Origin of the sequence: Haemophilus parainfluenzae, from assembly GCF_014931415.1 — a bacterium.
GTDB classification, from domain to species: Bacteria; Pseudomonadota; Gammaproteobacteria; order Enterobacterales; family Pasteurellaceae; genus Haemophilus_D; species Haemophilus_D parainfluenzae_AF.
Window position 1 is genome coordinate 1,016,002 of sequence record NZ_CP063121.1, and the last position, 12,706, is coordinate 1,028,707.

Below are 12,706 nucleotides of genomic sequence, written 5' to 3' on the forward strand. Positions count from 1 at the left end.
ACTTAAATTTTAGATTCAAGGAAAATATTTTTTATACTTCTATTTTGTGAAATTAGTGTCATAATTTGAAAAATATAGACAGTGATGTTGAGTTCGTTATAAGAAAAAATGGTTCATGGATGTCACTATTAATTCAAACCAAAGTAAATATGGGTATTTATATGAAAAAGAATATTTTACTCTCAGTGTTTCTAGCATGTACGAGTATGTCTATTTGGGCACAATCATTGAACGATAATTCATCACATTCAGTAAATAAGGCTCACTCGAATGTTGAACATTCCGTAAATTTATATGCAACGAATAGTCAAACTACTAATAACAGCGCAAGTTCTAAAATTGCTGATAATGGAGTCAGTATTATTGAGGCAAAAGGGTGGTTAGAAAGTGTTTATGTTAAGTGGAAGCCTTTAGAAGGAGTCGATTCCTATCGTGTTTATATAAAAGGCGGACAATATACGGATTATATGCCTATCGATGCTGAATTGATACGAGCATATAATGGATATATGAGAGCAGATATTCCAGGGCTTAAGGCAAGTAGCTATTCATTGAAAGTGATGGCGATAAAAGGAGGAGCTGAAACCTTGTTTAGTGAAGTAACAGCTCTGCAAGTGAAAAATTACAGTCGAGAAGGTTTTGCCCATAAAGACTTCTCTGGAGTTGGAGCTTATAACGATGATGGTTCTCTGAAATCCAATGCAGTGGTTATCTATGTGAATAAAGACAATGCGAAGACTGTCACTGCTCATTTAAGTAATGGATCCTTTACTGGACTTCAATCTATTCTCAATGCTTATCAGAAAGGCAATGTTACTACGCCATTGGCATTAAGAGTTCTTGGTTTAATAAAAAATGGCGATACAGATACTTTTGGAAGTAGTTCTGAAGGCATTCAAATTAAAGGAAAGAAAGCCGATAGCGAAATGAACATTACCATCGAAGGTATTGGAGAAGATGCTACTATCTATGGTTTTGGTTTTTTAGTCAGAAATGCTAAAAGTATTGAGTTTCGTAATTTAGGAATTATGCGAGCGATGGATGATGGCATATCACTTGATACTGATAATTCTAATATTTGGATTCACCATATTGATGTCTTTTACGGTAAATCTGGAAGTGGTGATCATGCGAAAGGTGATGGTGCCATTGATGTGAAGACAAATTCTAAATTCGTTACAATTGATCATTGTCATTTCTGGGATACAGGAAAAACAAGCATGGCTGGAATGAAGAGTGAGTCTGGACCGAATTATATTACCTATCATCATAATTGGTTTGATCACAGTGATTCTCGTCATGCTCGAGTTCGCACAATGAGTGTACATATGTGGAATAATTTCTATGATGGTTGTGCTAAGTATGGTATTGGTGCAACGATGGGATCGAGCGTATTTTCTGAAAATAACTTTTTCCGGGCAACGAAAGAGCCTATTTTGATTTCTCGACAAGGTAATGATGCAAATGGTGCAGGTAAATTCTCTGGTGAAGCAGGTGGCATGATAAAAGAATATGGAAGTATTTTTGCAGAGAAGGGAACAGCAGAAAGTTATTCTCCAATTACCTATGCAGCTAACAATAAAAGCTTTGATTTCTTCCAAGCAACTTCTCGTGATGAGAAAGTACCATCTTCGGTAGTATCACTCAACGGAGGTAATACTTATAACAATTTTGATACGACTTCATCGTTAATGTATTCCTATACACCAGATGCAACATCTATGGTGCCTGAACGTGTAACTGGCTATTATGGTGCTGGTCGTCTTAATCATGGTTCGTTAAAATTTAAGTTTGATAATGCTGTAGAAGATAATAACTCGGCACCAATTCCTGCATTGGAAGCGTTAATAGATAATTATACGGGGAAATAATTGAGCTATCTTATTCCATAAGCCTAATTAACGTTAATTACATATAAAAAGTGCGGTCAAAAACTATGATGTTTTTTGACCGCACTTTATTTTTTTAGTTTATTTCACCGCAATCATCGAGCCAAAGTTAAAACACTGGAACCATAATTCGATGTGTGAAAATCCGATGTTTTTTAACCGCTCTTTGTGAATGTTAATTGAGTCAGTACGCATTACATTTTCAAGTGCGGTGCGTTTTTGGCTCACTTCAAGTTCGCTGTAACCGTTAGCACGTTTGAATTGGTGATGGAGGTCAATAAGCAGCTCATTCACTTTTTCATCTTCAAAACGGAATTTTTCAGAGAGCACCAATACACCATTTGGGTTTAAACCTTCGTAGATTTTTGTGAGCAAAGCTACGCGATCTTCCGGTGGTAAAAATTGCAATGTGAAGTTGAGTACCACCATTGACGCGTTCTTAATTTCAATTTGACGAATATCATCGCAAAGAATTTCTACAGGCACATCACTATGATAAGCCGCCACATGCTGACGGCAGCGTTCAACCATCGGGAGAGAATTATCGACACCGATAATTTTCACATTAGGTTGTTTGATATTACGGCGCATAGAAAGGGCTGCCGCACCGCGTGAACAGCCTAAATCATAGACTTGGCTGTCAGCCGTCACAAAGCGTTCCGCCAACATGCCAATTGCGGTGATAATGTTGGAGTAGCCTGGAATCGAGCGTTGGATCATATCGGGAAATACTTCCGCCACGCTTTCATCAAAAGTAAAATCGCCCAGTTTTTCAATCGGGGCGGCAAAAATTGTATCTTTCATCATGATTGAGTTCTGTTGTTGTCTTGAGAGAGCATTTATTTAGATAAAATGCAAAAAACTGCGGTCATTTTAGTGAAAGTTTTTAAAGGATCAAATAAATTTCGCTTTTCAATTTAAATGCCCCGTCTTTTTCCGTATAATCAACGCGTTAATTATCCATTTTTAGAAAAATGAAAGGAATATAGAAATGATGCGTACACATTATTGCGGTGCATTAAACCGCAACCATATTGGACAAGAGGTAACATTAAGCGGTTGGGTTCACCGTCGTCGTGATTTAGGTGGTTTAATTTTTATTGATATGCGTGATCGTGATGGTGTCGTGCAAGTTTGTTTTGACCCTAAATATCAAGAAGCGTTAACTGCAGCTTCAGGCTTACGTAATGAATTTTGTATTCAAATTAAAGGTGAAGTAATCGCGCGTCCTGACAATCAAATTAATAAAAATATGGCGACAGGCGAAGTGGAAGTGTTAGCAAAAGAATTACGCATCTACAATGCTTCTGATGTTTTACCGTTAGACTTCAACCAAAACAACACTGAAGAACAACGTTTAAAATACCGTTATTTAGATTTACGTCGTCCAGAAATGGCACAACGTTTGAAAACCCGTGCAAAAATCACCAGCTTTGTGCGTCGTTTTATGGATGACAATGGTTTCCTTGATATCGAAACCCCAATGCTAACCAAAGCCACACCAGAAGGAGCGCGTGACTATTTAGTGCCAAGCCGTGTACATAAAGGCAAATTCTATGCGTTGCCGCAATCACCACAGCTTTTCAAACAGCTTTTAATGATGTCTGGTTTTGATCGTTATTATCAAATCGTGAAATGTTTCCGTGATGAAGATTTACGTGCAGATCGTCAACCAGAATTTACCCAAATCGATGTGGAAACCTCTTTCTTAACTGCGCCAGAAGTGCGTGAAATTATGGAACGTATGGTGCACGGTTTATGGCAAAACATCATTGGTGTGGATTTAGGTAAATTCCCGCAAATGACCTGGCAAGAAGCGATGACTCGTTTTGGTTCAGATAAACCCGATTTGCGTAACCCGCTTGAATTAGTCGATGTGGCAGATATCGTTAAAGACGTTGAATTTAAAGTATTTAATGAGCCTGCAAACAATCCAAACGGTCGTGTTGCAGTCATTCGTGTACCAAATGGGACTGAAATCACTCGTAAACAAATTGATGAATATACACAATTTGTTGGCATTTACGGTGCAAAAGGTTTAGCTTGGGCGAAAGTAAATGACATTAATGCTGGTCTTGAAGGCGTACAAAGTCCGATCGCGAAATTCTTAAATGAAGAGGTATGGAAAGCCTTAGCTGAACGTGTGAAAGCTCAAACTGGCGATATTTTATTCTTTGGTGCAGACAAATGGCAAACTACTACGGATGCAATGGGCGCATTACGTTTGAAATTAGGTCGTGATCTTGGCTTAACTCGTTTAGATGAGTGGCAACCACTTTGGGTGATCGATTTCCCAATGTTTGAACGTGATGAAGAGGGTAATCTTGCAGCAATGCACCATCCATTCACTTCACCAAAAGATTTTACGCCGGAACAATTAGAAGCAGATCCAACAAGTGCGGTAGCAAATGCTTACGATATGGTGATCAACGGCTATGAAGTAGGTGGTGGTTCTGTCCGTATTTTTGATCCTAAAATGCAACAAACCGTATTCCGCATTCTGGGTATCAACGAACAAGAACAACGTGAAAAATTTGGTTTCTTATTAGATGCATTAAAATTTGGTACACCACCACATGCAGGTTTAGCATTTGGTTTAGACCGTTTAACCATGCTTTTAACTGGCACTGAAAATATCCGTGATGTGATTGCATTCCCGAAAACAACAGCTGCTGCTTGTTTAATGACAGAAGCACCAAGTTTTGCGAATCCGCAGGCATTAGGTGAGTTAAGTATTCAGGTTGTGAAATCTGAATAAGTTTAAAATTTATAATATAGGGTGCGGTCAATTTTGACCGCACTTTCTTTTTATTGAAAAAATTTTATTCACTTAAAGACATCAGTTTTTTGGTATGAATACGGGCAAAGTTTACTTGTTTTGAAGTTATATTCTGAAATATTGGAATAATTAGATTTTTATTTTTCACTAATGCTTTTAAGTGGATTTTATTTACTTTAATCAAGAATAAAATTCTATTATAAATAAGGTCTTTTTCGGTTTATGGTCAATTTATAAGAGAAAATTTTATGAGTGAAGTTTCAACTCCAGTAGAAAAATCAACGTGGGCGAGTAAATTCTCTGCCTTAGGTCCTGGAATCGTGATGGCATCAGCGGCTGTTGGTGGTTCACATATTATTGCATCCACCCAAGCTGGTGCGATCTATGGTTGGGAATTAGTGAGTATTGTTATTCTTGCTAATTTATTCAAATATCCTTTCTTCCGTTTCGGTGTTCAATATACCCTAGATACGGGTAATACTTTATTAGAAGGTTACCGTCAAAAAGGGAAATTCTATCTTTGGTTATTCCTTGCTTTAAACATTTTTGCGACTGTGATTAATACTGCGGCAGTAGGGTTATTAACAGCTGCAATTTTAACGTTTATCACCCCAATCCCACTACCAATGCCAGTATTGAGCTCATTAGTGATTCTTGTGACAACCGGCATTTTATTGTTTGGGAAATACCGTCTATTAGATAGCTTATCGAAAATCATCATGATTGCTTTAACGGTAACCACCGTGAGTGCTGTTGTGATTGCTTTTATGCGTAATGGTATCCATGGCGTAGCCGCGCCTGATTTTGTCGCGCCTTCTCCATGGGAATTAAGTAAATTAGCATTTTTAGTTGCTTTGATGGGGTGGATGCCTGCACCAATTGAAATTTCTGCAATTAACTCAATGTGGGTGGTAGCAAAACGTCGTTTAACCAAAGTGTCTTATCAAGATGGTTTGTTTGACTTCAATGTGGGTTACATCGGTACTGCCATTTTAGCTGTTGTTTTCTTAGCCCTTGGTGCATTGGTACAATATGGTTCGCCTGAAACCGTAGAGATGGTGGGCGGAAAATATATCGCACAACTTATCAATATGTATGCAAGTACTATCGGTGAATGGTCTCGCTTATTAATTGCCGTAATTGCGTTTATGTGTATGTTTGGTACAACAATTACAGTAATTGATGGCTATTCTCGTACTAATGTTGAATCTTTGCGTATCTTATTTGGCAAACAAGAAAGCTCTGTGAGAATTCTTAATATCGGTATGATTTTTGCAGCGTTATCTGGTTTAGCGATTATTTTCTACTTTAATAACGCAGTAGGCCCAATGTTAAAATTCGCGATGATTGCTTCATTTGTTTCTGCACCAATCTTTGCTTGGTTGAATTTATCTCTGACTAAGCATGCGAAACACAGTGTAAAAGGCGGATTATTGTGGTTATCCCTTATTGGTTTATTCTACTTAACCGCCTTTGCGGGATTATTTATCGCTCAACAAGCTGGCTGGTTAAACTAAAATAATTGAGATAATTACCGCACTTTAGTTTTAAAGTGCGGTAATTTTTTTGAAAGTTTTTAGTAGAAAAGGTATGATGCTGCCCATTCTCAATTATGTAAATGACGAGCTTGAAATATAAAAATAATCAATCGGTTCTCGTGGTAATTTATGCGGAAAGTACGCATCGTGTTCTGATGCTTCAGCGCCAAGATGATCCCGCCTTTTGGCAATCTGTTACGGGGACATTAGAAATCAATGAAACACCAAGAGAAACAGCAATTCGAGAGGTTTGGGAAGAAGTAGGATTAAAAATAGAAGAAAATTCGACCGCACTTTTTGATTGTAAAGAGAGTATAGAATTTGAAATTTTTCCGCATTTCCGCTATAAATACGCACCGAATGTGACTCACTGTCATGAACATTGGTTTTTATTGGCAGTTGAGCAGGAATTTAAACCGATATTAAGTGAGCATTTGGCGTATCAATGGGTTTCACCAGAAGATGCTATCCAAATGACGAAATCGCCGAATAATGCCGAGGCCATCAAAAAATATTTGATGAACGGCTTTCCTCTATAGAAAAGAGGATTCAATTTAAAAACGTTTTTAAGATAAGAAGGAAAACAACATGGCAGGCCATAGTAAGTGGGCAAATATTAAACACCGTAAAGCAGCACAAGATGCGCAACGCGGTAAAATTTTTACAAAATTAATTCGTGAATTGGTAACCGCTGCAAAAATTGGTGGCGGTGATGTTGGTGCGAACCCGCGTTTACGTGCAGCAGTAGATAAAGCTTTATCAAGCAATATGACTCGCGACACCATTAACCGTGCGATTGAACGCGGTGTGGGCGGTGGTGATGACACCAATATGGAAACAAGAATTTACGAAGGTTATGGTCCGGGTGGAACTGCTGTGATGGTTGAGTGTCTAAGTGACAACGCAAATCGAACCATTTCACAGGTTCGCCCAAGTTTCACTAAATGTGGTGGTAACTTAGGGACTGAAGGTTCTGTGGGCTATTTATTCAGCAAAAAAGGCTTGATTTTAATTAGCGAAGGTGAAGAAGATGCGTTAATGGAAGCGGCAATTGAAGCCGGTGCGGATGATGTTCAACCACAAGATGATGGTTCATTCGAAATCTATACTGCGTGGGAAGATTTAGGTTCTGTGCGCGATGCAATCGAAGCAGCAGGATTTAAAATTGATAACGCAGAAGTAACAATGATTCCATCAACAACGGTTGATCTTGATCTTGAAACTGCGCCTAAATTGTTGCGTTTAATTGACATGTTAGAAGACTGTGACGATGTACAAAACGTATATCATAACGGTGAAATTAGTGATGAAGTTGCAGCTCAGCTGTAATTTTAAGGAGATTTAGAATGAAATTAGCTAAAGTATTACCTGCAATGGCCGCTCTTGTTGTTTTATCAGCTTGTGCAAGCGATGCACCAAAAATGGAAAACAAGGCAGAGCAAACTGCAGCACCTACTGTAACGGATAAAACAGTTGTTTATACTTGTAATAAGAAAACTGTAACTGCAGTTTATCAATTCGAAAACCAAGAGCCAACAGCGGCAATGGTAATGGTAGGCAACAAAGTTGTTGCGAAAGATTTCGCTCGTGATGCAGCTCAAAAAGACTTCACTTCATTTACTTCAGGCAAATATGTTTGGAACGTAGATAGTGGTTTAACTTTAGATAAATTTGATTCTGTAGTGCCAGTAAATCTTTTAATCAAAGGCAAAAAAGCAGACAAAATTGTTGTGAAAAACTGTGATGTAGATGCAAAAGCAACTGCAAAAGCAAATCAATAATGAACACTAAAAAACGGCCGGCATTGACCGGCCGTTTATTTTTGAGAGTTTATGAGTATTATTTTAGGCATTGACCCAGGTTCTCGTGTAACGGGCTATGGTGTGATTAGACAAAATGGTCGCCATTTAGAATATCTCGGCAGTGGAGCAATCCGCACACAGGTAGAAGATTTACCTACACGCTTAAAACGAATTTATGCCGGTGTGACAGAAATCATCACACAATTTCAGCCCGATATGTTTGCCATTGAACAAGTGTTTATGGCTAAAAATGCGGATTCAGCTTTAAAACTGGGGCAAGCACGTGGTACTGCGATTGTGGCTGCTGTGAACCACGATTTACCAGTGTTTGAATATGCCGCTCGTTTGGTGAAACAGACTGTCGTTGGGATTGGTTCAGCAGATAAAGTTCAAGTTCAAGACATGGTGACACGAATTTTGAAGCTCTCAGATAAACCACAAGCAGATGCGGCAGATGCTTTGGCCATTGCGATCACTCATGCTCATACCATTCAACATTCTTTGCATATTGCTGGCTCGGTCAAAACGACAGAAACACACGAAAAAATGACCGCACTTTTAAAAACAAGGTACAGCCGAGGTCGATTTAGATTAAAAATTTAACTGGATTAATATCCAGTTTTATTTTATTCTATGCAAAATTTTTTTACATGGAAATCTTATGATCGGTCGTTTAAAAGGCATCTTATTAGAAAAACAACCTCCTGAAATTTTGCTTGATGTACAAGGCGTTGGTTACGAATTATTGTTACCAATGACCAGTTTTTATGACTTACCTGAAATCGGGCAAGAAACCACATTATTTACTCATCTTGTTGTGCGTGAAGATGCTCATCTTCTTTTTGGATTTGCCCAAAAAACTGACCGCACTTTATTCCGTGAATTAATTAAAACCAATGGTGTCGGTCCTAAATTGGCACTCGCAATTTTATCAGCTATGTCAGTAGAGCAGTTTGCTTATGCTATTGAGCGAGAAGAACTGTCAAAATTAGTTAAAATTCCTGGTGTGGGCAAGAAAACGGCTGAACGTTTATTGGTGGAGTTAAAAGGGAAGTTTAAGGATGTTCGTCAAAGTGATTTCTTTGTGGAGAGCAAACATATTCCTTCAACTTCAGAATTACGCCAAGCAGAAAGCTCAGCAGATGAAGCGATTGCTGCATTGATTGCATTAGGCTATAAACCAACAGATGCTGAAAAAATGGTGAAAAAAGTGGCTAAAGCAGACTTAACCAGTGAGCAATTAATTCGCGAAGCTTTAAAAGCCGCGTTATAAAGATTAAACAGATATGATCGAAGCAGATAGAATTATTAGCAGTCAGGCAAAGATTGATGAAGATGTCATCGATCGTGCGATTCGTCCAAAACTTTTAGCCGACTATGTGGGACAGCCACAAGTGCGAGAGCAGATGGATATTTTCATTAAGGCCGCAAAGTTACGTCAAGATGCCTTAGATCATCTGTTGATCTTTGGTCCTCCAGGTTTAGGAAAAACAACGCTAGCTAATATTGTGGCAAATGAAATGGGCGTGAATATTCGCACAACATCAGGTCCTGTGCTTGAAAAAGCTGGCGATTTAGCGGCAATGCTGACAAATCTTGAACCCCATGATGTGTTATTCATTGATGAAATTCACCGTCTTTCTCCTGCGATTGAAGAAGTGCTTTATCCAGCAATGGAAGATTATCAGCTGGATATTATGATTGGTGAAGGGCCAGCAGCACGTTCAATTAAATTGGACTTGCCACCTTTCACATTAATTGGCGCAACAACTCGGGCAGGTTCGTTAACTTCGCCATTACGCGATCGTTTTGGGATTGTTCAGCGTTTAGAATTTTATTCCGTTGAAGATTTAACTTCTATTGTGACAAGAAGTGCCTCTTGCTTAAATCTAGAATTAGAAGATAAAGCCGCTTTTGAAGTCGCTCGTCGTTCACGTGGTACGCCTCGTATTGCAAACCGTTTATTACGTCGCGTTCGAGATTTTGCTGATGTGCGTAATGATGGCATTATTTCGGCAGACATTGCTAAACAAGCGCTTTCAATGTTAGATGTAGATGATGCGGGCTTTGATTACTTAGATAGAAAATTACTTACCGCTGTGATTGAACGTTTTGATGGTGGTCCAGTTGGATTAGATAACTTGGCGGCGGCAATAGGTGAAGAACGAGACACTATAGAAGATGTATTAGAACCTTACTTGATTCAACAAGGCTTTTTGCAACGTACGCCTCGAGGTAGAATTGCGACTTCATTAACTTATCGACACTTTGGACTTCAGAAGCCATCAGAATAAGAGATATAAAAAAGGACATATTGATATCAATATGTCCTTTCTTTTTGAAACCTGCTTAGTTAGTTTCTTCAGTATAGCTCTTCATGCTATTTAATCTTGCTAAACCCACATCACAGCTTTTTTGTTGAGTTGCTAATTCCATTTCAAGAATTTGCTGTTTGCTTTGATTAAGTTTACTTTTGATTTTACCTACTTGAGTATGAGTGCCTGGCTGTTTTTCTGCTTGGGCAATCAAATTTTCTGTTTCTTTAAATAACTGTGTGCATTGTTGTGGAAGAGCAGCTTTGTTTTCTGTAATAGGTGCTGCAGTGGCAGATAACGCCATAGAACCGAAAAGTGCGGTCAAAATTACACAAATTTTCTTCATTGTAAATCCCTACAAATCTTTCCAAATATCATTAGGCTAAAAAATAGCAAAATCTTGTCGCCCTGTCTAGTGGTTATTTTGTCTATTTCTTTTCGATAAAGTTTCCTTGTGATAGAGATAAATTTTTTCATTCGAGATAAATATGCAAGATTTGATACAGATCAATTTCGCTATAGTTACGCTAAATAGGGTATTTTGTAACTTATATCAAAAAATGTGATCAATATAACGGTTTTTTCTATTTTTTATCCTCATAAATAGTAGTAGAATAGGGCAAAATTTTGAATGTTTATATTGTAATCGGTTACTGCATTCTGTTTTGAGAATAGAAAAGGCAATTATTACGTAAATAATTCAATGTTTCTTAACGATTTTTGTTGAGTAGTTTGGGGTGATTATTTGGGATTATCCTTGGTAATCATAAAGTGAAAATCTTGTAGATTTATACAAGGAGTTGAGATGTTAGACGTTGTTGATCTCTCACGCTTGCAGTTTGCGTTAACTGCGTTATATCACTTCATTTTTGTACCATTAACATTAGGTTTATCTTTCGTTCTTGTGATCATGGAAACCATTTATGTTAAAACGGGCAAAGAAGTATATAAAGATATGACTAAATTCTGGGGTAAGTTATTTGGTATTAACTTTGCTCTAGGGGTAACGACCGGTATTATCATGGAGTTCCAATTCGGGACAAACTGGTCTTATTATTCTCACTATGTAGGTGATATTTTCGGTGCACCATTAGCGATCGAAGCATTACTTGCATTCTTCTTAGAATCCACTTTCGTGGGTCTATTCTTCTTCGGTTGGGATCGTTTAACTAAAGGTAAACACTTACTCGCAACTTACTGCGTAGCCTTTGGTTCAAACCTTTCTGCAATGTGGATTTTAGTAGCAAATGGTTGGATGCAACATCCAGTAGCGGCAGAGTTTAACTTTGAAACCGTTCGTATGGAAATGACCAGCTTCTTAGATCTTTGGTTAAATCCAGTTGCTCAAAGTAAATTCTTACACACATTAACAGCGGGTTATACAACCGGTGCTATGTTTGTATTAGGTATCAGCGCATTCTATTTATTAAAAGGCCGCGATATCGGTTTTGCTAAACGTTCATTCTCTGTAGCGGCAACCTTTGGTTTTATCGCTGCATCAGCTGTATTAATTATGGGTGATGAATCAGGTTACGACATCGGTAAAGCACAACCTGTGAAATTAGCAGCAATGGAAGCTGAGTTTGAAACTCATCCTGCACCAGCCCCATTCCACCCAGTGGCGATTCCAAATACTGCAGAAATGAAAAATGATTTTGCGATTGAAATCCCATATTTAGGTGGTTTAATTGCAACGCGTTCTTTAGACACTGAAATCGTTGGTTTGAAAGAAATTCAAGCAAAAAATGAAGGTCGTGTTCGTAACGGTATGGTTGCTTATGATTTATTCACACAATTAAAAGCAGAGAAAAAATCAGCAGGCCAAGTAAATCCAGAAACTAAAGCAAAATTTGATGAAGTCAAAGGTGATTTAGGTTTTGGTTTATTATTAAAACGTTACACAGATAAAGTTGTAGATGCAACGGATGAACAAATTAAACAAGCAGCACGTGATACTATTCCAAACGTAGGTCCTAACTTCTGGGCATTCCGTGGTATGTTAGCGGCAGGTGGTTTAATTATCTTATTAGCTTTCGGTGCATTTGTTCAAAATTTACGTAACAAAGTGACTTCTTCTCGCTTATTACTTAAAGCATTGCTTTGGGGTATTCCATTGCCATTCTTAGCGATTGAATTTGGTTGGTTCTTAGCTGAATTTGGTCGTCAACCGTGGGCGATTTATGAAGTATTACCGGTAGGTGTGTCTGCCTCTAACTTGAGTGTAGGTGACTTATGGTTCTCTATCGGTTTAATTTGTGTACTTTACTTCTTCTTCATCATTGCGGAAATGTATTTGATGTTTAAATATGCACGTTTAGGTCCAAGTGCATTGAAAACCGGCAAATACTATTTTGAGCAATCATCTAAATAAGCAGGAGATGAA

General features: G+C 38.1%; 12 protein-coding genes. 10 read left to right on the plus strand and 2 right to left on the minus strand.

Features of this window, described 5'->3' with window-relative positions:
- The first annotated feature begins 161 nt into the window (after nucleotides 1–161).
- Nucleotides 162–1,871: a pectate lyase family protein gene (locus INP93_RS05020; protein ID WP_232087600.1), complete on the plus strand. Its 1,710-nt coding sequence runs from the start codon at nucleotides 162–164 to the stop codon at nucleotides 1,869–1,871.
- A gap of 99 nt (nucleotides 1,872–1,970) precedes the next feature.
- On the opposite strand, the gene cmoA is transcribed toward INP93_RS05020, so the two are convergent.
- Complete coding sequence (gene cmoA, locus INP93_RS05025) at nucleotides 1,971–2,696, minus strand: carboxy-S-adenosyl-L-methionine synthase CmoA (protein ID WP_197544324.1); 726 nt, start codon at nucleotides 2,694–2,696, stop codon at nucleotides 1,971–1,973.
- A gap of 184 nt (nucleotides 2,697–2,880) precedes the next feature.
- Between cmoA and aspS the strand changes: the two genes are divergently transcribed.
- From aspS to ruvB, 8 genes are all read left to right on the plus strand, one after another.
- Nucleotides 2,881–4,647 carry an aspartate--tRNA ligase gene (gene aspS, locus INP93_RS05030; protein WP_197544325.1) on the plus strand — a complete coding sequence of 589 codons (1,767 nt, stop codon included), beginning with the start codon at nucleotides 2,881–2,883 and terminating at the stop codon, nucleotides 4,645–4,647.
- A 269-nt stretch (nucleotides 4,648–4,916) separates the two neighbouring features.
- Entirely contained in the window at nucleotides 4,917–6,185 is a 1,269-nt protein-coding gene (locus INP93_RS05035) for an NRAMP family divalent metal transporter (RefSeq protein ID WP_197544326.1), read from the plus strand.
- Between the two features lie 101 nt (nucleotides 6,186–6,286).
- Nucleotides 6,287–6,745: a dihydroneopterin triphosphate diphosphatase gene (gene nudB / locus INP93_RS05040; RefSeq protein ID WP_197544327.1), complete on the plus strand. Its 459-nt coding sequence runs from the start codon at nucleotides 6,287–6,289 to the stop codon at nucleotides 6,743–6,745.
- A 49-nt stretch (nucleotides 6,746–6,794) separates the two neighbouring features.
- Nucleotides 6,795–7,535 carry a YebC/PmpR family DNA-binding transcriptional regulator gene (locus tag INP93_RS05045; protein ID WP_005696686.1) on the plus strand — a complete coding sequence of 247 codons (741 nt, stop codon included), beginning with the start codon at nucleotides 6,795–6,797 and terminating at the stop codon, nucleotides 7,533–7,535.
- A 17-nt stretch (nucleotides 7,536–7,552) separates the two neighbouring features.
- Nucleotides 7,553–7,987 (plus strand): ACP-like domain-containing protein, encoded by a 435-nt coding sequence (locus INP93_RS05050; RefSeq protein WP_049372933.1) that lies wholly within the window; start codon nucleotides 7,553–7,555, stop codon nucleotides 7,985–7,987.
- A 51-nt stretch (nucleotides 7,988–8,038) separates the two neighbouring features.
- Nucleotides 8,039–8,611, plus strand: coding sequence for a crossover junction endodeoxyribonuclease RuvC (ruvC, locus tag INP93_RS05055; RefSeq protein ID WP_005697069.1), 573 nt, complete (start codon nucleotides 8,039–8,041; stop codon nucleotides 8,609–8,611).
- Nucleotides 8,612–8,669: 58 nt separating this feature from the next.
- Nucleotides 8,670–9,281, plus strand: coding sequence for a Holliday junction branch migration protein RuvA (ruvA, locus tag INP93_RS05060; RefSeq protein ID WP_049366387.1), 612 nt, complete (start codon nucleotides 8,670–8,672; stop codon nucleotides 9,279–9,281).
- Between the two features lie 13 nt (nucleotides 9,282–9,294).
- The gene (ruvB, locus tag INP93_RS05065) at nucleotides 9,295–10,302 is read left to right on the plus strand and encodes a Holliday junction branch migration DNA helicase RuvB (RefSeq protein WP_111326582.1); all 1,008 of its coding nucleotides are present in this window, start codon (nucleotides 9,295–9,297) and stop codon (nucleotides 10,300–10,302) included.
- A gap of 55 nt (nucleotides 10,303–10,357) precedes the next feature.
- On the opposite strand, the gene INP93_RS05070 is transcribed toward ruvB, so the two are convergent.
- Nucleotides 10,358–10,669 carry a DUF5339 domain-containing protein gene (locus INP93_RS05070; protein ID WP_049366385.1) on the minus strand — a complete coding sequence of 104 codons (312 nt, stop codon included), beginning with the start codon at nucleotides 10,667–10,669 and terminating at the stop codon, nucleotides 10,358–10,360.
- A gap of 459 nt (nucleotides 10,670–11,128) precedes the next feature.
- Between INP93_RS05070 and INP93_RS05075 the strand changes: the two genes are divergently transcribed.
- Complete coding sequence (locus INP93_RS05075) at nucleotides 11,129–12,694, plus strand: cytochrome ubiquinol oxidase subunit I (RefSeq protein ID WP_070868773.1); 1,566 nt, start codon at nucleotides 11,129–11,131, stop codon at nucleotides 12,692–12,694.
- Nucleotides 12,695–12,706: the final 12 nt, after the last annotated feature.